Origin of the sequence: Variovorax sp. Root318D1 (assembly GCF_001424835.1) — a bacterium.
Taxonomy (GTDB): Bacteria; Pseudomonadota; Gammaproteobacteria; order Burkholderiales; family Burkholderiaceae_C; genus Variovorax.
In genome coordinates, this window is record NZ_LMCQ01000012.1 from 201,369 (window position 1) to 225,308 (window position 23,940).

At 67.2% G+C, this 23,940-nt stretch carries 20 protein-coding genes; 12 read left to right on the plus strand and 8 right to left on the minus strand.

What is annotated here, in order from left to right:
- Window positions 1–3 precede the first annotated feature (3 nt).
- Entirely contained in the window at window positions 4–792 is a 789-nt protein-coding gene (locus ASC78_RS11175; protein ID WP_055800757.1) for a 5'-methylthioadenosine/adenosylhomocysteine nucleosidase, read from the plus strand.
- On the opposite strand, the gene corA is transcribed toward ASC78_RS11175, so the two are convergent.
- Complete coding sequence (corA, locus tag ASC78_RS11180) at window positions 785–1,771, minus strand: magnesium/cobalt transporter CorA (protein WP_055800760.1); 987 nt, start codon at window positions 1,769–1,771, stop codon at window positions 785–787. The two genes, ASC78_RS11175 and corA, sit on opposite strands and share 8 nt — an antisense overlap.
- A gap of 214 nt (window positions 1,772–1,985) precedes the next feature.
- Between corA and ASC78_RS11185 the strand changes: the two genes are divergently transcribed.
- From ASC78_RS11185 to hprK, 4 genes are all read left to right on the plus strand, one after another.
- On the plus strand, window positions 1,986–4,103 hold the full coding sequence (locus ASC78_RS11185; RefSeq protein WP_082517502.1) for an ATP-dependent helicase: 2,118 nt from the start codon (window positions 1,986–1,988) through the stop codon (window positions 4,101–4,103).
- A 313-nt stretch (window positions 4,104–4,416) separates the two neighbouring features.
- The gene (gene hpf, locus ASC78_RS11190; RefSeq protein ID WP_012745566.1) at window positions 4,417–4,746 is read left to right on the plus strand and encodes a ribosome hibernation-promoting factor, HPF/YfiA family; all 330 of its coding nucleotides are present in this window, start codon (window positions 4,417–4,419) and stop codon (window positions 4,744–4,746) included.
- A 185-nt stretch (window positions 4,747–4,931) separates the two neighbouring features.
- Window positions 4,932–5,399: a PTS sugar transporter subunit IIA gene (locus tag ASC78_RS11195; protein WP_055800763.1), complete on the plus strand. Its 468-nt coding sequence runs from the start codon at window positions 4,932–4,934 to the stop codon at window positions 5,397–5,399.
- An 80-nt stretch (window positions 5,400–5,479) separates the two neighbouring features.
- Complete coding sequence (hprK, locus tag ASC78_RS11200) at window positions 5,480–6,439, plus strand: HPr(Ser) kinase/phosphatase (RefSeq protein ID WP_055800766.1); 960 nt, start codon at window positions 5,480–5,482, stop codon at window positions 6,437–6,439.
- A gap of 115 nt (window positions 6,440–6,554) precedes the next feature.
- Here the strand turns inward: hprK and fur are convergent, their stop codons facing one another.
- Window positions 6,555–6,974 carry a ferric iron uptake transcriptional regulator gene (gene fur, locus ASC78_RS11205; protein WP_055800769.1) on the minus strand — a complete coding sequence of 140 codons (420 nt, stop codon included), beginning with the start codon at window positions 6,972–6,974 and terminating at the stop codon, window positions 6,555–6,557.
- Between the two features lie 88 nt (window positions 6,975–7,062).
- Between fur and ASC78_RS11210 the strand changes: the two genes are divergently transcribed.
- The 4 genes from ASC78_RS11210 to ASC78_RS11225 all read left to right on the plus strand — a co-directional run bounded on the left by ASC78_RS11210 (window position 7,063) and on the right by ASC78_RS11225 (window position 9,783).
- Window positions 7,063–7,623 (plus strand): outer membrane protein assembly factor BamE, encoded by a 561-nt coding sequence (locus tag ASC78_RS11210; RefSeq protein ID WP_055800770.1) that lies wholly within the window; start codon window positions 7,063–7,065, stop codon window positions 7,621–7,623.
- A 102-nt stretch (window positions 7,624–7,725) separates the two neighbouring features.
- Window positions 7,726–8,577 carry a 4-hydroxy-tetrahydrodipicolinate reductase gene (gene dapB / locus ASC78_RS11215; RefSeq protein WP_082517503.1) on the plus strand — a complete coding sequence of 284 codons (852 nt, stop codon included), beginning with the start codon at window positions 7,726–7,728 and terminating at the stop codon, window positions 8,575–8,577.
- A gap of 6 nt (window positions 8,578–8,583) precedes the next feature.
- Window positions 8,584–9,291: a MotA/TolQ/ExbB proton channel family protein gene (locus tag ASC78_RS11220; protein WP_055800776.1), complete on the plus strand. Its 708-nt coding sequence runs from the start codon at window positions 8,584–8,586 to the stop codon at window positions 9,289–9,291.
- A gap of 21 nt (window positions 9,292–9,312) precedes the next feature.
- Window positions 9,313–9,783 (plus strand): ExbD/TolR family protein, encoded by a 471-nt coding sequence (locus ASC78_RS11225; protein ID WP_055800778.1) that lies wholly within the window; start codon window positions 9,313–9,315, stop codon window positions 9,781–9,783.
- A gap of 34 nt (window positions 9,784–9,817) precedes the next feature.
- Here ASC78_RS11225 and ASC78_RS11230 read toward each other — a convergent pair whose 3' ends face one another.
- The 6 genes from ASC78_RS11230 to ASC78_RS11255 form a co-directional block, all read right to left on the minus strand.
- Window positions 9,818–12,301: a glycogen/starch/alpha-glucan phosphorylase gene (locus tag ASC78_RS11230; protein ID WP_055800781.1), complete on the minus strand. Its 2,484-nt coding sequence runs from the start codon at window positions 12,299–12,301 to the stop codon at window positions 9,818–9,820.
- A gap of 42 nt (window positions 12,302–12,343) precedes the next feature.
- Window positions 12,344–13,825 carry a glycogen synthase GlgA gene (gene glgA / locus ASC78_RS11235; RefSeq protein ID WP_055800784.1) on the minus strand — a complete coding sequence of 494 codons (1,482 nt, stop codon included), beginning with the start codon at window positions 13,823–13,825 and terminating at the stop codon, window positions 12,344–12,346.
- Between the two features lie 17 nt (window positions 13,826–13,842).
- A complete protein-coding gene (gene glgC, locus ASC78_RS11240) occupies window positions 13,843–15,147 on the minus strand; it encodes a glucose-1-phosphate adenylyltransferase (protein WP_055800787.1) in 1,305 nt (434 codons plus the stop codon).
- A gap of 87 nt (window positions 15,148–15,234) precedes the next feature.
- Window positions 15,235–17,313 carry a glycogen debranching protein GlgX gene (gene glgX, locus ASC78_RS11245; RefSeq protein WP_055800790.1) on the minus strand — a complete coding sequence of 693 codons (2,079 nt, stop codon included), beginning with the start codon at window positions 17,311–17,313 and terminating at the stop codon, window positions 15,235–15,237.
- Window positions 17,314–17,317: 4 nt separating this feature from the next.
- Window positions 17,318–19,489, minus strand: a complete 2,172-nt coding sequence (gene glgB / locus ASC78_RS11250; RefSeq protein ID WP_055802065.1) for a 1,4-alpha-glucan branching protein GlgB — start codon at window positions 19,487–19,489, stop codon at window positions 17,318–17,320.
- 11 nt (window positions 19,490–19,500) lie between these two features.
- Window positions 19,501–21,177 carry an alpha-amylase family glycosyl hydrolase gene (locus ASC78_RS11255; protein WP_055800793.1) on the minus strand — a complete coding sequence of 559 codons (1,677 nt, stop codon included), beginning with the start codon at window positions 21,175–21,177 and terminating at the stop codon, window positions 19,501–19,503.
- 148 nt (window positions 21,178–21,325) lie between these two features.
- On the opposite strand from ASC78_RS11255, the gene ASC78_RS11260 reads away from it, so the two are divergent.
- From ASC78_RS11260 to ASC78_RS27955, 3 genes are read left to right on the plus strand one after another with little or no spacing between them, the layout of a single operon-like run.
- Window positions 21,326–22,801 (plus strand): FAD-dependent oxidoreductase, encoded by a 1,476-nt coding sequence (locus tag ASC78_RS11260; RefSeq protein ID WP_055802069.1) that lies wholly within the window; start codon window positions 21,326–21,328, stop codon window positions 22,799–22,801.
- A gap of 27 nt (window positions 22,802–22,828) precedes the next feature.
- Window positions 22,829–23,350: a CMD domain-containing protein gene (locus ASC78_RS27950; RefSeq protein WP_055800796.1), complete on the plus strand. Its 522-nt coding sequence runs from the start codon at window positions 22,829–22,831 to the stop codon at window positions 23,348–23,350.
- Window positions 23,347–23,937, plus strand: coding sequence for a peroxidase-related enzyme (locus tag ASC78_RS27955; protein WP_055800799.1), 591 nt, complete (start codon window positions 23,347–23,349; stop codon window positions 23,935–23,937). Before ASC78_RS27950 ends, ASC78_RS27955 begins: the two co-directional genes overlap by 4 nt.
- Window positions 23,938–23,940: the final 3 nt, after the last annotated feature.

The window sequence follows — 23,940 nt, forward strand, 5'->3', positions numbered from 1 at the left end:
CCGATGAGTGAAGCACCGGTCGCCATCGTGGCCGCAATGCACGAGGAGCTCAGCGCGCTCCTCGCGCAGATGCCGGACGAGCAGCGCGTGCGCGTCGCGGGCCGCGACTTCTGGGTCGGCCATCTGCACGGCCAGCCGGTGGTCGCGGTGCTGTCGCGCATCGGCAAGGTGGCCGCTGCGGTCACGGCCACGGTACTGCTCGAGCGATTCGGCGTGCGGGCCATCGTGTTCACGGGCGTTGCCGGCGGGCTCGCGCCGGGCGTGAACGTGGGCGACGTGGTGGTCGCGTCGGAACTGCTGCAGCACGACCTCGATGCTTCGCCGATCTTTCCGAAGTACGAGGTGCCGCTCATGGGCATTGCGCGCTTTGCGGCCGATGCCGCGATTGCTGATGCGCTCTCGGGCGTTGCCACCCATGTGCTGCGCGATCCGGTCGCACTGATCGGGCAGCAAGCCGTTGACGAGTTCGGCATTCGAGCGCCCAAGGTGCACCGCGGGCTGCTGGTGAGCGGCGACCGTTTCGTGTCGACTACCGCAGAGAGCGAGGCACTGCGGCGCGATCTGCCCGACGCGCTCGCAGTCGAAATGGAAGGCGCGGCCATGGCGCAGGTGTGCCACGACTACGGTGTGCCGTTCGCGGCGATGCGGACGATTTCGGACCGCGCCGATGACGCAGCGCATGGCGATTTCGCGCGCTTCGTCGCCGAGGTGGCGAGCCGCTACAGCCTCGCGCTGGTCGGTGCGTGGCTGGCCACGCTGCCTTCTTCGCCTGGAACGCCAGCCGCTACTTGAGCCAGCCGCGACGGCGGAAGTACCACATCGGTACCAGCGCGCTGGCCGCCATCAGCGCCAGCGCATACGGATAGCCCAGCGACCAGTCGAGCTCGGGCATGAACTTGAAGTTCATGCCGTAGATGCTCGCGATCAACGTGGGCGGCAAGAGCGCCACGCTGGCCACCGAGAAGATCTTGATGGTCTTGTTCTGGTTGATGTTGATGAAGCCGACGGTCGCATCCATCAGGAAGTTGATCTTGTCGAACAGGAAGGCCGTGTGGTTGTCCAGCGATTCGATGTCGCGCAGGATCTGCCGCGCCTCCTCGAACTGCTCGGCGTTGAGCATACGGCTGCGCATCATGAAGCTCACCGCGCGGCGCGTGTCCATCACGTTGCGGCGAATGCGGCCGTTCAAGTCTTCCTGGCGCGCGATCGCCGCCAGCACTTCGCCGGCCAGCTCGTCGCTGACGTTGCCTTCGAGCACCTTCTTGCCGGCCACTTCGAGCTCGTCGTAGATGTTCTCGAGCGTGTCGGCCGAGTATTCAGCGTCGGCGTCGAACAGCTTGAGCAGCACTTCCTTCGCATCCTCGATGAGCCCCGGCGCGCGGCGCGCGCGCATGCGCAGCAGGCGGAACACGGGCACATCTTCGTCGTGGATCGAGAACAGCACGCCGCGGCTGCGCAGTTCGGTGTTGTGCTGGTTCAGGATGAAGGCCACACGCACCGAACGCGGGTCTTCGTCGTCGTCGATCAAGAAGTCGGAGCGGATGTGCAGCTCGCCGTTGTCTTCTTCATAGAAGCGGGCCGACTCCTCGATGTCCTCGTCCATCGCGTCTTCGGGAATCGAGAGGCCGTAGTACTGCTTGATCCAGCGCTTTTCTTCGAGGGTGGGCGATTCGAGGTCGACCCAGATTGGCTGGAACTTGGAAAGCTCTTCCAGCGCTTCGATCTCTTCCTGGACGAGGCGGCCGTTGGCGAGCGTAAAGATGTTGAGCATGGGCTCACTCCCGTGAAATGGCTGAGGCGATGGGGCGAGGGAAGGGGCGCTTTCAATTCCCGGGCCCGGCGCCAAGCGTCAGAGGGGAGTTGAAAGCTGCCGAGACGGGGCGGTTTCCAAGGTGCGGTCTCCAGTTGCAGCGAGGCGCGATTATGTCATCGGCCATGTGACGGGAGCCTGCCGATCTGGATGGACATACAGTAAAGTTGCGCCCATGCAGACCGCTGCGCTCCCCGTTTTTTCCGCCCCCGGTGCCACCCAGGCCGAGCGCCTGGCCGCGGCGCTCTCCACGCTCAATGACGAGCAGCGCACCGCCGTCGAGCATGGCGTCGGCACGGTGGTCGGGCGTGACGAGCGCCCGCTGCTGGTGATTGCCGGTGCGGGCTCCGGCAAGACCAGCACGCTGGCGCACCGGGTGGCGCACCTGATTGCTGGCGGCGTCGATCCGCAGCGCCTGCTGCTCCTGACCTTCTCGCGCCGCGCGGCGCTTGAAATGGAGCGCCGCGCGGGCCAGGTGCTGGCCCGCGTGCTGGGGCTCAAATCAGAGAAGCCACCGGCCCTGCCGTGGGCCGGCACCTTCCACGGCATCGGGGCGCGCCTGCTGCGCGAGTACGCGGCGCACATCGGCCTCGACGACCACTTCACGATCCACGACCGCGGGGACGCCGAGGACCTGATGGGCTTGGTGCGGCACGAGCTCGGCCTGTCGTCGAGCGTCAACCGCTTTCCGCGCAAAGGCACCTGCCTGTCGATCTACTCGCGCTGCGTCAACACGCGAGCGCCGCTGGCCGATGTGCTCGCAGAAGCTTTTCCGTGGTGCGCCGAGTGGGAGGCCGAGCTCAAGCGCCTGTTCGGCGCTTACGTGGAGGCCAAGCAGCAGCAGAACGTGCTCGACTATGACGACCTGCTGCTTTATTGGGCCGGCATGGTGGCCGAACCGGCGCTCGCCGGACTGGTCGGCGCGCGTTTCGACCACGTGCTGGTCGACGAGTACCAGGACACCAACCTGCTCCAGGCCTCGATTCTTCTCGCGCTCAAGCCCGATGGCCGTGGCGTGACGGTGGTGGGCGACGACGCCCAGTCGATTTACTCGTTTCGCGGGGCAACTGTACGTAACATCCTCGACTTTCCGTTGCAGTTTTCACAGGCCGCGCGGGTGGTCACGCTGGAACGCAACTACCGCTCCACGCAGCCGATTCTCGACGTGTCGAACCGGGTCATCGCGCAGGCGGCCGAGCGGCATGCCAAGACCCTCTGGACCGACAAGCCCTCGGCGGGCAGGCCGCAGCTGGTGCTGGTGCCCGACGAGGCGCAGCAGGCGGTCTGGGTGGCCGACAAGGTGCTGGCGCACCGCGAGGGCGGCCTCGCGCTCAAGTCGCAGGCGGTGCTGTTTCGCGCTTCCACGCACAGCGCGCCGCTCGAACTCGAGCTGGCCCGCCGCAACATCCCGTTCGTGAAATACGGCGGACTCAAGTTTCTCGAAGCCTCGCATGTGAAAGACCTGCTCGCGGTGCTGCGTTTTGCCGAGAACCCGCGCGGCCGCATGGCGGGTTTTCGCGTCACGCAGCTCATCCCTGGCATCGGGCCCGCCACGGGCACGCGGCTCCTTGACGCCATGGACCGGGCGGCCGATCCAGTGGCGGCGGTGCGGGATTTCATGCCGCCCTCGGCCGCGCGAGCCGAATGGGCGGTGTTCGCCGAGGCCTATGCGGCACTGTGCGCACCTGCATTGGCATGGCCGGCCGACGTGGAGCTGGCCGTGCGCTGGTACCTGCCGCATCTCGAGCGGCTTTACGACGACCCTTCCGGCCTGCGGCGCGGCGACGTCGAGCAGCTGGCGCGGCTGGCGTCGGGCTATGCCTCGCGCGAGCGCTTCCTGACCGAGCTCACGCTGGATCCGCCCGAGGCGACGAGCGACCGGCCGGGTCCGCCCTTGCTCGACGAGGATTACCTCATCCTCTCCACCATCCACTCGGCCAAGGGGCAGGAATGGAACTCGGTGCATGTGCTCAACGTGGTCGACGGCTGCCTGCCGGCCGACGTGGCGCAAGGCGCACAAGAGCTCGAAGAGGAGCGGCGGCTTCTCTATGTGGCAATGACCCGCGCGCGCGACCATCTGCACCTGCTGGTGCCTCAGCGCTTCTACGTGACGCAGCAGGCCGTGCGGGGCGACCGGCACCTGTACGCCAACCGCACGCGCTTCATCACCGAAGCGGATCTTGGGGGCTTCGAGCAGCTGACCTGGCCCGAGCCGCCCGCGCGTCCACCGGCCGTTCCGCCGCCGGCTGCCGTGATCGACCTGCGCAACCGCATGCGCGCCGCCTGGAGCTGAAACCACAGGCCCTTCGCCCGGCAGGGTCACCACTGGTGACGCACTGAAACACTTGGTGCCAAAGCTCCGCAGCGGTGGGCCGGCGTGCACGGGCAGCTATGGAAGCTGTAGCGAAGCGCCCTTCGGGCCGCATGCGCACGCCAACCCCGAATACCCGACTATTGCAATACCGTGACAGCTTGGGCATAGTGAATCGACCTTCCCTCATTTCCCCTCTTTTCTCTTCCCCCTCCAACCCACATCTGTTCTCGCCGGCCACGCTTCATTCCGGAGCGGGTCATTTTCCCAACCGTCAATTCTCAGGAGGTCATTCATGAATTTGACGATCAGCGGTCATCACCTCGACGTCACACCTGCCTTGCGGACTTACGTTACGAGCAAGCTGGACCGGATCACACGGCACTTCGACCAGGTGGTCGATGTGAAGGTGCTCCTCACGGTGGAAAAGCAGAAGGAAAAGGAACGCCGCCAAAGGGCGGAGTGCAACATTCACGTCAAGGGCAATGACATGTTCGCGGAGTCGAGCCACGCTGATCTCTACGCTGCGGTCGATGAACTGGTCGACAAGCTCGACCGCCAGGTGGTCCGCCACAAGGATCGCCTGCAGGACCACCATCACGCGGCCCCCAAGCGCGTGATGTAGGTGGCCACGGGCAAGGGCTTTGCGGCTCCTGCGACAAGCCGCCTTCGGGCGGCTTTTTTCCGCCCGGTGTTTGTTCTTCCGCCCCTGGGGCCGCGAGGCCTCCAGGCAACATGTAGCCTAAAAGTAAGTAACAGGATTGGGGTTTTTACCAAGCGGGTGCATAATCGCCCCCGACTTCCCCCACCATGAATCGCCTCGCGTCCATCCTGCCGCCCGCTCAAGTGCTTGTGAGCGTTGACGCCACCAGCAAGAAGCGTGCTTTCGAAGAAGCAGGCCTGCTGTTCGAAAGCCTTCATGGCCTCGGCCGCGCCCTGATCACCGACAGCCTGTTTGCGCGCGAGCGCCTCGGTTCCACCGGGCTCGGGCATGGGGTTGCCATTCCGCATGGCCGCATCAAGGGCCTGAAGGCGCCAATGGCTGCGGTCTTCCAGCTCGCAAACCCCATCGGGTTCGACGCGCCGGACGAGCAGCCCGTCGGGCTGCTGATCTTCCTGCTGGTGCCCGAGGCAGCCACGCAGAAACACCTCGAAATCCTCTCTGAAATTGCCGAATTGCTGAGCGACGCCGGTCTGCGCGAGCAGATCAAGTCGAGCACCGACGCGGCCGCGCTGCACGGACTCATTGCCAACTGGCAATCGACGCAGGTCGCGTAGAGGTGGTCGCCCCGGAAGAGCCGCTTCGCGGTATTCTGGGCTGCTCCAAAACTGGGCGCTGAGCGCCGACTCCCCTACGCATGAAGCCGACCGTCATCAGTGCCGACGCCATGTTCGAGGAATTCCGCGGGTCGCTCCGCTGGGAATGGCTCGCCGGACTCGGCGCCTCCGAACGCCAATTCGACCCTGAGGTCATCAGCCGCGCCCAGTCGGCGGCCGATCTGGTCGGTTACCTCAATTACATCCACCCCTATCGCGTCCAGATCCTGGGTGCCCGCGAGGTCACCTACCTGACGCGCGGCAGCCCGGAAGATTGCGCCCGGCGCATTGCCCGCATCGTCACGCTGGAGCCGCCCATGCTGGTTTTGGCCGACGGCCAGGCGGCGCCGGACGAGCTGCTATCGATTTGCGAGCGCGCTCAGCTGCCGCTCTTTGCCACGCGCGAATCGTCGGCCTTCGTGATCGACCTGCTGCGGGCCTATCTTTCCAAGCATTTCGCGGAACGCACCTCGATGCACGGGGTGTTCATGGACATCCTGGGCATGGGAGTCATGATCACGGGCGAATCGGGCCTGGGCAAAAGCGAACTCGGGTTGGAGCTGATCTCGCGCGGCAACGGCCTGGTGGCCGATGATGCGGTCGACCTCTACCGCATCAACCAGAACACCATCGAGGGGCGCTGCCCCGACCTGCTGCTCAACCTGCTGGAAGTGCGCGGCATCGGCTTGCTCGACATCCGCGCCATCTTCGGCGAGACGGCCGTGCGCCGGAAGATGCGGCTCAAACTCATCGTGCACCTGGTGCGGCGCGACAGCTTCGAGCGCGACTACGAGCGAATGCCCTCGGCGCCGCTCACGCAGGACGTGCTGGGCATCCCGGTGCGCAAAGTCATCATCCAGGTGGTGGCCGGCCGAAACATCGCCGTGCTGGTGGAAGCGGCGGTGCGCAATTCGATCCTGCAGCTGCGCGGCATCGACACCTATGCCGATTTCGTGGCGCGCCACCACAAGGCCATGGAAAGCGGCCGGGACGGGGACTGACGGGCGCCGCTACGCCGCCGGATGCGGCCGCCGCCGGGCCGCCCCAAGGCGAGCCGCGCCTCACCCTCGGGGGGTGGAGTTACACGCAGCGAAGCGAAGTGAAAAGCCGGGGGGCCTATCGCTTGCTGGCGCAGTCGCCGCACAAGCCGTAGAGCGACATGGCATGGTCCTGCAGGATCCAGCCCTTGTCCTTCGAGATCATCTGCTGGCGCCGCTCGATCTCGGCGTCGTAGAACTCCTCGACCTTGCCGCACGACGTGCAGATCAGGTGGTCGTGGTGCGTGCCCTCGTTGAGCTCGTACACCGCCTTGCCGCTTTCGAAATGGCTGCGCTCGAGGATGCCGGCCTGCTCGAACTGCGTCAGCACGCGGTAGACCGTGGCCAGGCCGATGTCGGAGTGCTCGTTCAAAAGCACGCGAAACACGTCTTCGGCCGTCATGTGGCGCTGGCTGCCGGTCTGGAAGATCTCGAGGATCTTCAGGCGCGGCAAAGTGGCCTTGAGGCCGGTATTCTTGAGTTCGTCGATGTTGGCCATGATGGTTCCTGCGCCCTGGGCTGCGGATGGGCCCCAAAAGGGCCAGCCGCTACAATGGCCGATCATATCGCTACCCCCCTTTTCTCCCATGCCTGCCATTCTCCAACGCCGTCCCTGGCTGCTGGCCGCGGCCGTCGCCGTGACGTTCTGCCTCGGTGCCTGCAGCGGTTTCAGCGATCGCACGCGTGGCGCGCTGTCGGCCATCACGCCTTACAAGGTCGAAGTGGTCCAGGGCAATTTCGTGTCCAAGGAACAGGTCGAGGCGCTCAAGCCCGGCATGTCGCGCCAGCAGGTGCGTGAAATCCTCGGCACCTCGCTCTTGACCGATGTCTTCCACAAGGATCGCTGGGACTACGTCTTCACGATCAAGCGCCAGGGCGTCAATCCGCAGGAGCGCCGCCTGACCGTGTTCTTCAAGGGCGAGCTGCTCGACCGCTACGAGGGCGATCCGATGCCCAGCGAAGAAGAGTTCGTCGCCACGCTCGACACCCGCAAGAAGAGCGGCAAGGTTCCCCAGCTCGAGGCGTCGGAAGAAGAGCTCAAGAAATTTACGCCCAAGGCAGACAGCAAGAAGGCCGACGACACCACGGCGGCCACCAACCTGCCGCCGCTGCCCGCGGCGTACCCCCCGCTCGAATCGGCGCGCTGAGCACACGCGCCAGACAGCGAGCGACGGGGGCGGGCGCACCCGACCGACGGGCCGGGCGGGCGCGTGCCGGTCTCCATGCCCCATTTCGAAAGCTGAACCCGCGTGACTGAAACCACTTCTTCCTCTTCCGTTTCCGGAGCTTCCACGCCTGCGCTTCGGCGCATCGCGATCGCGGGGGCTTCCGGCCGCATGGGCCGCATGCTGATCGAGGCCGTGCGCGAGGCGCCCGATTGCCGCCTTGCCGGCGCCCTCGACATGGCGGGCAGCAATGCCATCGGCGCCGATGCGGCCGCGTTCCTCGGTTTCACGAGCGGCGTGCCAATCGTGGCCGACCTGCGCACCGGCCTGCAGGACGCGCAGGTGCTCATCGACTTCACCCGTCCCGAAGGCACGCTCGCGCACCTCGCGATCTGCCGCGAACTGGGCGTGCAGGCGGTCATCGGCACCACCGGGTTCAGCGATGAGCAGAAGGCCGAGATCGCCGACATCGCGAAGGACATCGCCATCATGTTCGCGCCCAACATGAGCGTGGGCGTCAACGTCACCTTCAAGCTGCTCGAAATGGCCGCCAAGGCGATGTCGACCGGCTTCGACATCGAGATCATCGAGGCGCACCACCGCCACAAGGTCGACGCGCCCTCGGGCACCGCGCTCAAGATGGGCGAGGTCATCGCCGAGGCGCTGGGCCGCGACCTGAAGGAATGCGCCGTCTACGCGCGCGAAGGCATCACCGGCGAGCGCGACCCTTCCACCATTGGCTTCTCGGCCATCCGCGGCGGCGACATCGTCGGCGACCACACGGTGTTGTTCGCGGGCACCGGCGAGCGCATCGAAATCACCCACAAGTCGGCCAGCCGCGTCACCTACGCCGAGGGCGCGCTGCGTGCGGTGCGCTTTTTGACGGGCCAGAAGTCCGGCCTCTTCGACATGTTCGACGTGCTCGGCCTGCGCTAAAAAACGATGAGCGTGCTCGAACTGCTGACCCAGGGCGACGGCGTCAGCCGTTCGGTGGCGGCGCTGCTGCTGGCGATGTCGATCTCCAGCTGGGTGGTGATTCTCTGGAAGTCCTGGCTGCTGCGCGGCGGCACGCGCGACGTGCTGCGCAGCATCGCCGCGTTCTGGCAATCGGCCACGCTCACCGATGCGGAACAGCGGCTCAAGGCCTTCGACAGCGCCACGCTGGTGGGGCCGGCAGTCAGCGCCATCAAGAACGCCGCAACCGCCGATGCCGGCAGTGCAACGCTCGGCGCCACCACCGGCGACCGCAACCAGCGGCTCACGCGGGCCCTGCGCGGCGCCTTGCATGGCGCGCTGCGGCGCCTGCAGTCCGGCCAGATCCTGCTTGCTACTGTCGGCGCCACGGCGCCTTTCGTGGGGCTGCTCGGCACCGTGTGGGGCATCTACGGCGCGCTCTCGGGCATTGCCGGCCAGACCGGCGGCTTCACCATCGACAAGGTGGCCGGCCCCGTGGGCGAAGCCCTGGTGATGACGGCGTTCGGCCTGGCGGTGGCCATCCCGGCCGTGCTGGCCTACAACGTGTTCGGCCGCGTCATCGGCCGCATCGAAGCCGAGCTCGAGGGCTTTGCGCACGATTTGCTCGGCAGCTTCGGCAGTGCGTCGACACCCGCCGCGCCGCCGCCCGCGCGGCCCATGCCGGTCTCGGCCTAGCCCCGGCGGAGCGCAGGAGCCATGGCCTTCGGTCGCACCTCGCTGGGCAGCAGTGCCGCTGGCGGAGGGCGCGCGACGGGAGCCGGCGGGCAGCGGCCGCTGTCCGACATCAACGTCACGCCGCTGGTCGACGTGATGCTGGTGCTGCTGGTGATCTTCATCATCACCGCGCCGCTGATGGCCAGCTCGATCAAGCTCGACCTGCCGCAGACCGACGCCGGCCAGCCCAACGACACGCCCAAGTTCGTGAGCGTATCGGTCGATGCCTCGGGCAAGACCTTCTTCAATGACCAGGCCGTCAGCGACGAAGAGCTGGCCACCCGCCTGCAGAAAGCCGCGGCCGACAGCAAGGACACCGAAGTCCAGCTGCGTGCCGACCAGACCGTGCCCTACGGCAAGGTGGTGGCTCTGATGGGCATTGCCAACAAGGCGGGCTTGAGCCGGATCGGGTTTGTGACCGAGGCCGACGCGGCACCACAAAAGCCGCGCTGACCGGCCTTGCTCCTTCCCCTCCCGGGGGAAGGACTCAGCCGAGCACCACGGGCTTGGTTCGCCAGATCTCGTGGGCGTACTGCGCAATCGTGCGGTCGGACGAGAACGCGCCCATGCCCGCCACGTTCAGTATCGCCATGTGCGTCCATGCATCCGCATCGCGATAGAGCGCATCGACTTCGGCCTGCTTTGCGACGTAGCTCGCATAGTCGGCCAGCAGCAGGTAGTGGTCGCCCCAGTTCACGAGCGCGTCGTAGATGCCCTGGTAGCGCGAAGGCTCGCCGGCGGAAAACGCGCCGTCGCGGATCGCATCGAGCACGCGCTTAAGTTCGGCGTTCTCCTCGTAGATGTCGCGCGGCTGGTAGCCGTGCGCGCGGATGTCGGCCACTTCCGGCGTGGTGTTGCCGAAGATGAAGATGTTCTCCGCGCCCACGTTGTCGCGCATTTCCACATTGGCGCCGTCGAGCGTGCCGATGGTGAGCGCGCCGTTGAGCGCGAACTTCATGTTGCCGGTGCCCGAAGCCTCGGTGCCGGCCGTCGAGATCTGTTCCGACAGGTCGGCCGCGGGCATGATCACCTCGGCCAGGCTCACGCTGTAGTTGGGCAGGAACACCACCTTCAGCAGCTTGCCGACGCGCGCGTCGTTGTTGATGGTTTTGGCCACGTCGTTGATCAGCCGGATCACGAGCTTTGCCATGTGGTAGGCCGAGGCCGCCTTGCCGGCGAACACCACCACGCGCGGCACGATGTCGGTGGAGCCGCCCGCCGCCTGCGCATCCAGAATGCGGTGGTAGCGCGTGATCACGTGCAGCACGTTGAGCAGCTGCCGCTTGTACTCGTGGATGCGCTTCACCTGCACGTCGAACATCGCGTCGGTGTCCAGCACGATGTCCATGTGCTGCTCCACCCAGTTGGCCAGCCGCAGCTTGTTCTCGCGCTTGGCATGCCTGAAGGCGCGCGCGAAGGCGGGCTGCACCGCCATCGGCCGCAGCGCCTCGAGCTGCGAAAGGTCGCGCCGCCAGCCCTTGCCCAGGCGCTGGTCGAGCAGGCTGGCAAGCGGCGGGTTGGCCTGCGCGAGCCAGCGCCGCGGCGTGACGCCGTTGGTCTTGTTATTGAAGCGCTCGGGAAAGATCTTCGCGAAGTCCGCAAAGATCGATTGCTTCATGAGCTCCGAATGCAGGCCCGAGACGCCGTTGATCGAGTGGCTCGCGAGCACCGCCACATAGGCCATGCGCACGCGGCGCTCGCCCGCCTCGTCCACCAGCGACAACCGGCGCAGCAGCTCGACGTCATTGCCCGCCTTCTGCGTCACGGCCGCGAGGAACTTCGCATTCATGTCGTAGATGATCTGCAGGTGCCGCGGAAGGATGCGGCCGAGCATCTCGACCGGCCAGGTCTCCAGCGCCTCGTGCATCAGCGTGTGGTTGGTGTAGCTGAACACCTTCTGCGTGTGGGCCCAGGCCACGTCCCATGCCAGGCCGTGCTCGTCGAGCAGGAGGCGCATGAGCTCGGGCACCGCGAGCACCGGGTGCGTGTCGTTCAGGTGGATGCTGACCTTCTCGGGCAGCTGGTCGAAGGTCTTGTGGTTGCGCAGGTAGCGCCGCAGCAGGTCTTGCACGCTTGCGCTGCAAAAGAAATATTCCTGGTGCAGGCGCAACTCGCGGCCCGAGGGCGTGGAGTCGTCGGGGTAGAGCACGCGCGACACGTTCTCGGAGTGGTTCTTGCTCTCTACCGCCGCCATGTAGTTGCCGCGGTTGAAGGCCGAGAGGTCGATTTCCTCGGTGGCGCGCGCCGACCACAGCCGCAGCGTGTTGGTGGCCTGGGTGCCGTAGCCCGGAATGATGGTGTCGTACGCCACGGCCAGCACGTCGTGCGTGTCGACCCAGTCGGCCGCGCCGTAGGGCGCGTTCTTTCCCTCGCGCTTTTGTACGTGGCCGCCGAAGCGCACGCGGTAGTTCACCTCGGGCCGCTGGAATTCCCAGGGGTTGCCGCGTGTGAGCCAGTAGTCGGGCGTCTCGACCTGCTGGCCGTCGACGATGCGCTGGCGGAACATGCCGTATTCATAGCGGATGCCGTAGCCCATGCCCGGCACGCCAAGCGTGGCCATGGAGTCGAGAAAGCAAGCCGCGAGGCGGCCCAGGCCCCCATTGCCGAGCGCCGCGTCGGGCTCGCGCTCGGCCAGCGCCGCCATGTCGACGCCGAAGTCGGCCAGCGCATCGCGCACCGTGTCGTACAGGTCGACCGCCAGCATCGCGTTGGTGAAGGTGCGCCCGATCAGGAACTCCATCGAGAGGTAGTAGACGCGCTTCAGGTCCTGCGCATAGTTGGCGCGCGTGGTCGCCATCCAGCGCTCGACCAGCTGGTCGCGCACCGCGAGCGCCGTGGCGTGCAGCCAGTCGTCCTGGCTGGCGGCGACGGGGTCCTTGCCGACCGCGTAGATGAGCTTGTTGGCCACTGCGCGCTTGAACGCGGCCACGTCGCGGTCGGGATGGTCGTAGGCGAAGTCTTTGAGGGTCATGGGCTTCGGTGAAAGGTTGTGGGTTGTGCGCCTTGGCGCAAATCAGGTGCCGGCTGGCTCGAGCGCCTGCCGGTAGACCTCGATGTACTGGGCCGCCGCGGTGTTCCAGTCGGCTGGGCGACGCATGGCATTTCCGCGCACGCGCCGCCAGTCGGGCGCGTGCTGGTAGAGCGCGAAGGCGCGGCGCAGCGCGCGGCCGTAGTCCGCGTCGTCGAAGCGGTCGAATACGAAGCCGGTGGCGTCGCCGCTGGCAATGTCTTCGAGCGTGCAGTCGACCACCGTGTCGGCCAGGCCGCCGACGCGGCGCACCAGCGGCAGGCTGCCATATTTCAGGCCATACATCTGCGTGAGGCCGCAGGGTTCGAAGAGCGACGGCACCAGCGTCACGTCGCCGCCGCCGAAGAGCTGGTGCGCGAGCATCTCGTCGTAGCCGATGGTGACGCTGACCGACTGGGGTGCCGCCGCCGCGCGCTCGCGGAAAGCGTCCTCCAGCCAGGCTTCGCCGCTGCCCAGCAGGGCCAGTTGGCCGCCCTGGGCGACCAGCGCGTCGAGGCCGGCAAGCACCAGGTGCAGGCCCTTTTGCTCGGTGAGCCGGCTCACGAGGATGAAGAGCGGCGCATCGGCGCGCGCGGCCAGGCCCAACTGGTGCTGCAGCACCGCCTTGCAGCGCGCCTTGCCGGCCATGTGGCGGCCTTCGGGCGTGTGGAAGCCCTGCACCAGCGCCGCATCGGTGGACGGATTCCAGACCTTGTCGTCGACCGCGTTGAGGATGCCCGTGAGCACGTCGCCGCGCAGGCGCAGCAAGCCGTCGAGGCCGAAACCCTGCTCTGGCGTCTGGATCTCGCGCGCGTAGGTCGGGCTCACGGTGGTGAGGCGGTCCGCGAAGTAGAGGCCGCCCTTCATGAACGACAGCTGGCCGTGGTATTCGAGCCCGTCCATGTGAAACGCCGGCGCGGGCAGTCCTAGGTCGACGAAGTTCCAGGGCGCGGAGATGCCCTGGTAGGCCAGGTTGTGCACGGTGAACACGCTGCCGACATGGGGCGCACCAGCCTGCCGCGCAAAGTGCAGGTAGGCCGGCGCGAGGCCCGCATGCCAGTCGTGCGCATGCACGACCTCGGGCCGCCAAGATGGATCGAGCCCCTGTGCCAGCTGCGCCGCCGCCCAGCCCAGCAGCGCAAAGCGCCGGTGGTTGTCGCCATAGGGCTGGCGCGTAGTGTCTTCGTAGGGATTGCCCGGGCGCTCGTAGAGCGCGGGCGCGTCGATCACGTAGGCCTGGATCGGCGGGTTGCCGTCGATCACGATGCGGCCCGCGCGCAGCGCGAAGCGCTCGCCCCAGGGCGCGGCAAATTCGGCCACCGGGGCCGCGTCGCGGAGACCCGCGAGGATGGCCGGGAAGCCCGGCAGCAGCACCCGCGCGTCCTGGTCGGCCGCCATGAGGGCGATCGGCAATGCGCCCGCCACGTCGGCGAGGCCGCCGGTCTTGAGGAGGGGAAAAAGTTCGGCGCTGACCTGGAGTATTCGCATCGTGGGACGGTGCGGCCTCAGGCGGCCATTCGCTTGAGCATTTCGCGCGTGACCAGCACCACGCCGGTTTCGGTGCGCTCGAAGTGCGCGGCATCGGCCTCGGCGTCTTCGCCGATCACCATGTCATCCGGAATGACGCAGCCGCGGTCGATCACCACCCGGTTGAGCTTGCAGCCGCGGCCGACTTCCACGTCGGGCAGCAGCACGGCCTCGTTGATTTCGCAGAACGAATGGATGCGCACGCCCGAGAACAGCACCGAGCTGCTGACCTTGGAGCCCGAGACGATGCAGCCGCCCGAGACGATGGTGTTGACGGTCATGCCGTGCTTGCCGTCCCGGTCGAGCACGAACTTGGCCGGCGGCAGCTGCCGCTGGTAGGTCCAGATGGGCCAGTCTGTGTCATAGATGTCGAGTTCGGGGGTGATCGAGGCCAGATCGAGGTTGGCAGCCCAGAATGCATCAATCGTGCCCACGTCGCGCCAATAGGCCTTGGCGCCCGGCCCGCGCGAGGCCCGCGTGACACACGACATGCCAAAGGGATGCGCCAGCGCGCGGCCCTGCGCCACCGCGCGAGGAATGATGTCCTTGCCGAAATCGTGGCTCGAATTCGGGTTGGCGGCGTCCTCCTCGAGCAGCTGGTAGAGGTATTCGGAATCGAACACGTAGATGCCCATGCTGGCCAGCGCCACGTCGGGATGGCCCGGCATGGCAGGCGGATCGGCCGGCTTTTCGAGAAAAGCGGTGATCTGGCGGCCGTCGTCGATGGCCATCACGCCAAAGGCCGTGGCCTCCATGCGCGGCACCTCGATGCAGCCGACCGTGCAGCCCAGGCCGCGTTCGGCATGGTCCTTGACCATGATCGAGTAGTCCATTTTGTAGATGTGGTCGCCGGCAAGCACCACCACGTAGTCGTGCTTGGTCGAGCGGGTCTGGATGATGTCCAGGTTCTGGAACACCGCGTCGGCCGTGCCGCGGTACCAGTGTTCGTCGCCCGTGCGCTGCTGCGCGGGCAGCACGTCGACCATTTCGTTGAGCTCGGCGCGCAGAAAGCTCCAGCCGCGTTGCAGGTGGCGCATGAGCGAGTGCGACTTGTACTGCGTGACCACGGCCATGCGCCGGATGCCTGAGTTGAGGCAGTTCGAAAGCGCGAAGTCGATGATGCGGAACTTGCCGCCGAAGTAAACCGCCGGCTTGGCGCGCCGGTCGGTCAGCTGCTTGAGGCGGGAGCCCCGTCCGCCGGCCAGCACCAGGGCAATGGTGCGGCGGACCAGTTGATGCGCCTGCAGGGGGGCCTGCGGCGTGGTGCTGCTGTTGTTGTCCATCTTGTGTCTCCGTTCGTTCTTCGGTTCGTTCGGGTTCGTCGTCAGGGTTTTCGCGATCAGCCTAGCACCGCCCCGCGCGGCTGGCTCCTACCTTCTTGCAATCCAGAGGCTTGACCGAGGTACTTCTGCCGTGCCGGCCTGGGGCGCCTGCAAAGCGGCACCAGTGTCCAGCGCCGGATCGGTCGCGAGGCGGCACTGCCAGGAGCCGTCGGGCAGTGAGAAGAAAACGGCCTCCGGCCCCGCGTTCACCAGCACCAGCCAGTCGGCCTCGTCCTTTGCTGCGGATTCGAAATGGATCGCAAGTGCCGTGCCGCCGTTCCAGTCGGCCTCTTGCATGGGTCCGCCGTCCGGCCGCAGCCAGCGGATGCCCGGCGCTCCTTTGGCCGGATCGGCCGGCCACCAGCGCGTGCTGCGCAGGGCGGGCGCTTCCCGTCGCAGCGCGGTGAGCCGGGCCACGAAGGCGCTCAGGCGCGCGGCTTCGCTGGCGGGGTCGTGGGCGCCGATCCAGGCGAGCCACGTGGTTTCGTTGTCCTGGCAATAGGCGTTGTTGTTGCCCTGCTGGCTATGGCCGAGCTCGTCGCCCGCCAGCAGCATGGGCGTGCCCTGCGAGAGCAGCAGCGTGGCGAGCAGCGCGCGCTGCAGCCGGCTGCGCTCGGCCTGCACGGCGGGGTCCTCGCTCGGGCCTTCGATGCCGCAGTTGTTGCCCAGGTTGTGGGCATGGCCGTCGCGGTTGTTCTCGCCGTTGGCCATGTTGTGCTTCTGTTCATAGCTCAGCAGGTCACGCAGCGTAAAGCCGTCATGCGCGGCGATGAAGTTGACGCTGGCCGTGGGCGCGCGGCCATGATGGGCGAACTGCGTGCTCGAGGCGGTGAAGCGGTGCGCAAAATCGCCCAGGCCGGTGGCGCCGTCGCGCCCTTGCCGAAGCCAGAAGCCGCGCTGCGTGTCGCGGTAGCGGTCGTTCCATTCGAGCCAGCCCGGCGGGAATTCACCGAACCGGTAGCCGCCCGGCCCGATGTCCCAGGGTTCCGCGATCAGCAGCGTGCGCGACAGCACCGGGTCTTGCGCAACGGCCGCGAAGAAGGGCGCGCGCGAGTCGAAATCGCCACGGGCCCCGCGCCCCAGCACCGGTGCAAGATCGAAGCGGAAGCCATCGACGCCGAGCTCCAAGGTCCAGTGACGCAGGCTGTCCATCACCAGCTGCAGCACGCGCGGCTCGGCCAGGTTGAGGCAATTGCCGCAGCCGGCCCAGTTGGCATACAAGGCGCGGTCGTCGGAGCGCAGGTGGTAATACAGCGCGTTGTCGATGCCGCGCAGCGAGAGCGTGGGGCCGAACTCGTCCGTCTCGGCGCTGTGGTTGTAGACCACGTCGATCACCAGCTCCATGCCGCGCGCATGCACCGCGTCGGCCATGGCGCGGAACTCGCTTGCCGGCGTGGTGCCGGCGCGGCCGCTCCAGTAGCGTGCCTCGGGCGCGAACCAGCCGATGGTGTTGTAGCCCCAGTAGTTGCTGAGGCCCATGCGGAGCAGCCGCTGTTCGTCGGCCCGGTGCTGCACCGGCATCAGGCTCAGCGTGGTGACGCCAAGGCGCTGCAGATGGTCGAGCATCACGGGCTCGGCGAGGCCAGCGTAGGTGCCGCGCAGCGCGGCGGGCACGCCGGGGTGCAGGCGCGTCAGCCCGCGCACGTGCAACTCGTACAGCACGCGGTCTCCGGCGGCGATGCGGGCATGGCCCGGCGCGGCTGTTCCGACGCCGGGTGCCGCGACGCGCGCCTTGAGCGCCACGGCGCCGTTGTCGCGCGTGTTCCGCTGCTCCGGATCGGCGGGGTCGTGTCCCAGGAACAGATCGCTGCCGTCATACGCGCCGACGATCTCGCGCGCATACGGATCGAGCAGCACGCGTGCGGCGTTGAAGCGCTGCCCCGCGTGCGGCGCCCATGGGCCGTGCACCCGAAAGCCATAGACCAGCCCGGCGCGTCCGCTCGGCAACAGGCCGTGCCACACGCCGTCTGTACAAGCGGGCAGCCGGATGCGTTGCTGCTCGTGCTGGCCCGTGCCGTCGAACAGGCAGAGCTCGACAGCCTCTGCGTTCGGCGCAACGAGCGCGAAGTTCACGCCATTCGGCGAGAGCGTCGCGCCAAGGGGAAAGGAAGAACCCGTGTTCAGCATCGTGTCAGGCCAGCACCCACATCACGGTCGCCAGCGGTGGCACGCTGATGGAAATCGAATGGTCCTTACCGTGCCAAGGGACCGGCGAGCTCTGGACCACGCCATTGCCCACGCCGCTGCCGCCGTACACGGCGCCATCGGTGTTGATGGCCTCGCGGTACGCGCCGGCGGCGGGCACCCCGAGCTTGTAGGCATGCCGCGGCAGGGGCGTGAAATTGCACACCGCCACCACGAAAGAGCCGTCGCGCGCCTTTCGCACGAAGGCGAACACCGACTGCTGCCAGTCGTCGTGCACGATCCATTCGAAGCCGGCCCTTTCGGTGTCCAGCTCGTACAGCGCGGGGAAGTGCCGGTACACGTTGTTCAGGTCGCGCACCAGCCGCCGCACGCCCTGGTGCGACGCATGCTCGAGCAGGTGCCAGTCGAGACTGCGGTCGGCGTTCCATTCGGCTCCCTGGGCGAACTCGCCGCCCATGAACAGCAGCTTCTTCCCGGGGTAGGCCCAGAGGTAGCCGTAGAGGTTGCGCAGCCCCGCGAACTTCTGCCACTCGTCGCCAGGCATGCGCCCCAGCATCGAACCCTTGCCGTGCACCACCTCGTCGTGCGACAGCGGCAGCACGAAGTTCTCGCTGTGCGCATACATGAGCCCGAAGGTGATCTGCTGGTGATGGTGCTTGCGATGGACGGGGTCGGTGCCGGCATAGGCCAGCGTGTCGTTCATCCAGCCCATGTTCCACTTGTAGTGAAAGCCAAGGCCGCCGTCTTCGGGTGGCCGCGTCACGCCAGGGAAACTGGTCGACTCCTCGGCCAGTGTCACGGCGCCCGGGCGCTCCACGCCCACCACGCGGTTCATGCGCCGCAAGAAGTCGATGGCTTCGAGGTTCTCGCGCCCGCCATAGGCGTTGGGCACCCATTCGCCGGGCTTGCGGCTGTAGTCGCGGTAGAGCATGGAAGCCACCGCATCGACGCGCAGGCCGTCCACACCATAGCGCTCGAGCCAGTACAGCGCATTGCCGACCAGGTAGTTGCGCACCTCCGTGCGGCCGTAGTTGAAGATGAGCGTCTTCCAGTCGTTGTGGAAGCCTTCGCGCGGATCGGCGTATTCGTAGAGCGCGGTGCCGTCGAAGCGGCCCAGCCCGTGCGCATCGGTAGGAAAGTGCGCGGGCACCCAGTCGAGGATCACGCCCAGCCCCGCAGCATGCGCGGTTTCGACGAAATGGCGAAAGTCGCCCGGCGTTCCGAAACGCGAGGTGGGTGCATACAGGCCGATGGGCTGGTAGCCCCACGAGCCGTCGAACGGATGCTCGCTCACCGGCAGCAGCTCGATGTGCGTGAAGCCCATGTCGCGCGCATAGGGCACGAGCTGGTCGGCCAGCTCGCGATAGTCCAGCCATTCATGGCCGTTCTTGCGCCGCCACGAGCCCAGGTGCACTTCGTAGATGCTCATCGGCGCATGGCGGCCGTTGGCGGCGGCGCGCCCGGGCGGCATGGCCACCGGCGCGGGCAGCGGCGCCACCACGCAGGCGGTTTCGGGCCGCAGGCGCGAAGAAAAAGCGAACGGATCGGCCTTGCGCAGCACCTCGCCTTCGGACGAAAGAATCTCGAATTCGTAGCTGTCGCCTGTGGCCACCTGCGGCGCAAAGATTTCCCACACGCCGCATTCACGGCGCAGCCGCATCATGTGGCGCCGGCCGTCCCAGTTGTTGAAGTCGCCGACCACGGACACGCGCCGCGCATTCGGCGCCCAGACCGCAAAGGCCACGCCCTTCACGCCGTCGATCTCGCGCAGATGCGCGCCCAGCCGCTCCCAGGGCCGCAGGTGCGTGCCCTCGGCCAACAGCCACACGTCGGTTTCGCCGAGCACGAAGGGAAAGCGGTAGGGGTCGTCAAGCCGCGAGGTGTGCGTGCCCCAGTCGACCTGGAACGAATAGCCCAGAAGCGCCTCGGCCGCCGGCACCAGGCCCGCGAACAGGTCGGACCCTTCATGCCGCGTCAGCATGGACAGCGGCCAGCCCGTGCGTGTGTGCATCACGGCCACGCTTTGCGCGCCGGGCAAGAGCGCGCGCACCTCCAGTCCGTCGCGTGTCTCGTGAGGACCCAGCACCGAGAACGGATCGCCATGCTCGGCGCGCATCAGCGCGTGGACTTCGCGTTCGGGCAGTTCCATCGGGGGCATGTCCTTCAAATCTATTCTTGTTCGCCAGTGGGTCGGCCGAAAAAGACGCCATAGGGCGCGAGCCTCAGCATGCGCCTTTTTTCGCCATCGGCCTGCACGCGCGCGTCGGCCGACGGCGGATGCGGATGGCCCGCCAGCGGCTCGAGCGGCTTGCGCAGCGCGATGGACACGGACTCGCCTCCGAGGTTGAAGATCGCCTGCAGCGAGCGGTTCCCGTCGCGCCGCTCGAACCACAGTACCGGCTCGGGCGCATCGAAGAAGGCGATGCTGCCCGTGCGCAGCAGCGGCTGGCTGCGGCGCCAGCGCAGCAGTGCACGGCTGAATGCGAGCATCGAGTCGGGGTCGCTGGTCTGGCGATCGACGGCCAGCGGCAGATGGCGGCCGTGGACCGGCAACCACGGCCCGCCGGTGGTGAAGCCGGCGTGCAGCTCGTCCGCCTTCCAGGGCATGGGCGTGCGGCAGCCGTCGCGGCCCTTGAACTCGGGCCAGAACGTGCGGCCGTAGGGGTCTTGCAGCAGTTCGAACGGCACCTCGGCCTCGGGCAGGCCCAGTTCCTCGCCCTGGTAGATGCTGGCGCTGCCGCGCAGCGTGAGCAACAGCGTGAGCCAGAGCCGGTCGCGCCGGGTGTCTTCGGGCGCGCCGCCGCTCCAGCGCGTGGCCACGCGCGGCACGTCGTGGTTGGACACGGCCCAGCAGCCCCAGCCGCCCGTGGGCGCGAGGGCATGGTCGAGCGTCTCGACCTGGTGGCGCAGATGGCTGGCGCTGTGCTCGGCCGTCAGCAGGCTGAAGCTGTAGGCCAGGTGCAGGCGCCTGCCCAGTTCGGTGTACTGCGCCATCACGGGCGGCGCGTTCTCGTCGCCCACCTCACCGAGCGCGACGGCGCCGTAGCCGTCGAGGAGCTGGCGCAGGTTTTCGAGAAAGAGCAGGTTCTCCGTCTGGCTCTTGTCGTACAGGTGCTGCTGCATCGCATAGGGGTTGTCGGCCCGGACGGTGCTCACTTCGTCGACCGATGCGGCGCTGGCCGGCGGGTTGTCGCGCAAGAGCGCGTCGTGGAACTGGTGGTTGCAGGCATCGAAGCGGAAGCCGTCCACCCCGCGTTCGCACCAGAAACGGACTTCACCCAACAACGCCTCCTGCACCTCGGCGCAATGGAAGTTCAAGTCGGGCTGATCCTTGAGGAAGCTGTGCAGGTAGTACTGCCGGCGGCGCGAATCCCATTGCCAGGCCGAGCCGCCGAAGACCGAGAGCCAATTGGTGGGCGGCGTGCCGTCGGGCCGCGGGTCGGCCCACACGTACCAGTCGGCCTTGGGGTTGTCGCGGCTCGAGCGGCTTTCGGCGAACCAGGCGTGCTCGTCGGAGGTGTGCGAGAGCACCTGGTCGATGATGATCTTCAGGTCCAGCGCGTGGGCGCGCGCCAGCATTTCATCGAAATCGGCCAGCGTGCCGAAGATCGGATCGACGTCGCGGTAGTCGGACACGTCGTAGCCGAAGTCCTTCATCGGCGAGCGGAAGAAGGGCGACACCCAGATCGCGTCGACCCCCAGGCCCGCAACGTGCTCGAGCCGTGAGGTGATGCCGGGAAGGTCGCCGATCCCATCGCCGTTGCTGTCCATGAAGCTGCGCGGATAGATCTGGTAGATCACCGCGCCGCGCCACCATTCGCTGTTGCTGCCGTGATTGCTGCGCATGCTGTCCCTGTGGTCTGAAAATCATTGTGGCATGCGAGATCCGGGCCCGTTCCATGCAAGGCTCGGCCGGCGTTCCCCAAAAAAGCTTTCTACACTGGGCGCGGGTTTCCAGAATGTGAACCCTGGCTTTCAGTTCCGCTTTCGCAAGATGACAACCGACTCCGCTTCCCCCGCACTTTCTCCATCGACAGACGGCCTTGCCGCGCTCGAACAGCGGCTTGCCAAGGACCTGGAGTGCCTCGGCTGGCCTGCGCGCGCCTGGCTGCCCGTTTGCGAGCACGCGGGCGAGCCGGTGCTGGACGTGGCCATCATCGGCGGCGGGCAGGCGGGCCTGGCGGCTGCCGCGGCCCTGGCGCAGCAAGGCATCCGGGCCGTGGTCTTCGACCGCTCGCCGGCAGGCAACGAAGGCCCGTGGGCCACCACGGCGCGCATGGAAACCCTGCGTTCCCCGAAGGAGCTGACCGGGCCTGCGCTGGGCCTGCCCGCGCTGACCTTCCGCGCATGGTTCGAGGCCCAGTTCGGCGCCGAAGCCTGGGAGGCGATGGACAAGATCCCGCGTCTCCAGTGGATGGACTATCTGTCCTGGTACCGGCGCGTGATGAACGTGGACGTGCGCAACGACACCCTGGTCACCGGCATTCGGCCGCTGCCCGATGCGGCGCTGGTGCGGCTGGATCTGCGCACCCCGGCCGGAACGCAGCGCGTGCTGGCACGCCGCGTCGTTCTTGCCACGGGCCGTGACGGCCTTGGCGGCCCCGCCGTACCCGTTTTCGTCAACGCGCTGCCGCGTTCGCAATGGGCGCACTCGTCTGACGCCATGGACTACGGCAAGCTCGCCGGGCTGCGCGTGGGCGTGATCGGCGCGGGCTCGTCGGCCATGGACAGTGCGGCCACCGCACTCGAATGCGGTGCGCACAGTGTCGAGCTGCTGATCCGCCGGCCCGACCTGCCGCGCGTCAACAAGGGCAAGGGTGCCGGCGTGCCGGGCCTGACCCAGGGCCACTACGACCTGCCCGATGAACTCAAGTGGCGCATCCGCCACTACATCAACGTGGCGAACGTGCCGCCGCCGCATGGCAGCACGCTACGCGTCTCGGGGTTTCCGAATGCGTTCTTCAACTTCGGCTGCCCGGTGCTTTCGATCGAGCCGCAGGGTACGTCGATGCGCGTGGCCACGCCCAAGGGCGAGTTCCTGTTCGACTTTCTCATTGTTTCCACCGGATTCAAGGTCGACTGGAACAGCCGCCCCGAGTTCGACGCCATCGCACCGCACGTGCGCACGTGGAAGGACCGCTTCGTGCCCGCGCCCGGTGACGAAGACCAGGAACTGGCCGATTCGCCCGACCTGGGGCCGGCGTTCGAATTCCAGCCGCGCGTGGCGGGCGAATGCCCGGGGCTCGAACGCATCCATTGCTTCTGCTACCCAGCGGCGCTGTCGCACGGCACCGTCTCAGGCGACATTCCCGCGATCAGCGAAGGCGCCAGGCGGCTCGCGAGCGGCATGGCCAGCCTGTTCTACCGCGAAGACTTCGAGCACCACTTCGCCAACCTCGAGGCCTACAGCGAACCCGAACTGTTCGGCGACGAATGGGTGCCCGCACCGCCGCCCGCCGAACGGACCTGAATTGCAGACCCTCATTTTTCGAAGCGCATGACAACTTCCTACGACGCATCTCCTCCACTCGACGTGATCGATGCCGCGGTGCCCCTGGCGCCCAGCCAGGCCACCCGCATGCTGCGGCTGCAGCGCGAGAAGGTCGTGGCGGCCACGCAGGGCAGCTACGACGCGATGTTTTCGCCCACCGTCGAGGGCCTGTCGGTGGCCGAGCGCCTGCTGGTTGCGCTGCACGCTTGCAGCGTCTCGAAAGCCACGACGCTCGCCGCCCATTACCGCGAGCGGTTGCTGGCCGACGGCGCGGACCGCGAGCTGGTCGCGGCCGTGGGAAGCGGCGCCCCGGTGGCGGATGCGCGCCTGCGCACGGTGCTGGCATTCACCGCCAGCCTGATCGAGCGTCCCATCGAGGGCGACAAGGCCTCGGTCGACGCGCTGGCCGAGGCGGGGCTTTCGACGCCCGCCATCGTCGCGCTGGGCCAGCTGATCGCCTTCTTGTCCTACCAGATCCGAGTGGTCGCGGGTCTGCAGGCGCTGGCCGCCGCGGAGGTATCTCCATGACCACGCCGATCCGCATCAAGGGCTTCACCAACGAGGTGTTGAGCTGGAAGCCTTGGCTCGATCCGGTCGACGTCGGCACGGCCACGCCGGCGCAACTGGCTGCGCTCGACGAGATGAGCCCGCAAGCGCGCACCTCGCCCTATTTTTTGGTGCTGGCGCACCAGCCCGAGATGCTGCTGCAGCGCTCGATCGCCTTCAACGCGATCATGTTTGCGCCGGGCGGCATGCCGCGGGCCGAACGCGAGCTGGGCGCCACGGTGGAGTCGCGCGTCAACGGCTGCGTTTACTGCGCCTCGGTGCATGCGCAGCGCTTCGAACAGCTTGCCAAGCGCAACGACGTGATCTCGCAGGTGTTCGAGGAGCCGGCTTCCGCGGGCACCACGGCGCGCGAGAAGGCGATCGTCGAATTCTCGATTCGTCTCGGCGCCGAGCCCGACAAGGTATCGGCGGACGACGTCCGCATGCTGAAGGAAGTGGGCCTGGCCGAGCTCGAGATCCTCGACCTGATCCATTCGGTGGCACTCTTTGCCTGGGCCAACCGCTTGATGCTCAACCTGGGCGAGCCGGTCTTTCCCGCGGCCGTGTAATCG

What these genes read in the sequence shown, in the direction of transcription:
- ASC78_RS11175 (WP_055800757.1), top strand. Translation starts at nt 4, where the DNA reads ATGAGTGAAGCACCGGTCGCCATCGTGGCCGCAATGCACGAGGAGCTC.
- corA (WP_055800760.1), bottom strand. Translation starts at nt 1,771, where the DNA reads ATGCTCAACATCTTTACGCTCGCCAACGGCCGCCTCGTCCAGGAAGAG.
- ASC78_RS11185 (WP_082517502.1), top strand. Translation starts at nt 1,986, where the DNA reads ATGCAGACCGCTGCGCTCCCCGTTTTTTCCGCCCCCGGTGCCACCCAG.
- hpf (WP_012745566.1), top strand. Translation starts at nt 4,417, where the DNA reads ATGAATTTGACGATCAGCGGTCATCACCTCGACGTCACACCTGCCTTG.
- ASC78_RS11195 (WP_055800763.1), top strand. Translation starts at nt 4,932, where the DNA reads ATGAATCGCCTCGCGTCCATCCTGCCGCCCGCTCAAGTGCTTGTGAGC.
- hprK (WP_055800766.1), top strand. Translation starts at nt 5,480, where the DNA reads ATGAAGCCGACCGTCATCAGTGCCGACGCCATGTTCGAGGAATTCCGC.
- fur (WP_055800769.1), bottom strand. Translation starts at nt 6,974, where the DNA reads ATGGCCAACATCGACGAACTCAAGAATACCGGCCTCAAGGCCACTTTG.
- ASC78_RS11210 (WP_055800770.1), top strand. Translation starts at nt 7,063, where the DNA reads ATGCCTGCCATTCTCCAACGCCGTCCCTGGCTGCTGGCCGCGGCCGTC.
- ASC78_RS11220 (WP_055800776.1), top strand. Translation starts at nt 8,584, where the DNA reads ATGAGCGTGCTCGAACTGCTGACCCAGGGCGACGGCGTCAGCCGTTCG.
- ASC78_RS11225 (WP_055800778.1), top strand. Translation starts at nt 9,313, where the DNA reads ATGGCCTTCGGTCGCACCTCGCTGGGCAGCAGTGCCGCTGGCGGAGGG.
- ASC78_RS11230 (WP_055800781.1), bottom strand. Translation starts at nt 12,301, where the DNA reads ATGACCCTCAAAGACTTCGCCTACGACCATCCCGACCGCGACGTGGCC.
- glgA (WP_055800784.1), bottom strand. Translation starts at nt 13,825, where the DNA reads ATGCGAATACTCCAGGTCAGCGCCGAACTTTTTCCCCTCCTCAAGACC.
- glgC (WP_055800787.1), bottom strand. Translation starts at nt 15,147, where the DNA reads ATGGACAACAACAGCAGCACCACGCCGCAGGCCCCCCTGCAGGCGCAT.
- glgX (WP_055800790.1), bottom strand. Translation starts at nt 17,313, where the DNA reads ATGCTGAACACGGGTTCTTCCTTTCCCCTTGGCGCGACGCTCTCGCCG.
- glgB (WP_055802065.1), bottom strand. Translation starts at nt 19,489, where the DNA reads ATGCCCCCGATGGAACTGCCCGAACGCGAAGTCCACGCGCTGATGCGC.
- ASC78_RS11255 (WP_055800793.1), bottom strand. Translation starts at nt 21,177, where the DNA reads ATGCGCAGCAATCACGGCAGCAACAGCGAATGGTGGCGCGGCGCGGTG.
- ASC78_RS11260 (WP_055802069.1), top strand. Translation starts at nt 21,326, where the DNA reads ATGACAACCGACTCCGCTTCCCCCGCACTTTCTCCATCGACAGACGGC.
- ASC78_RS27950 (WP_055800796.1), top strand. Translation starts at nt 22,829, where the DNA reads ATGACAACTTCCTACGACGCATCTCCTCCACTCGACGTGATCGATGCC.
- ASC78_RS27955 (WP_055800799.1), top strand. Translation starts at nt 23,347, where the DNA reads ATGACCACGCCGATCCGCATCAAGGGCTTCACCAACGAGGTGTTGAGC.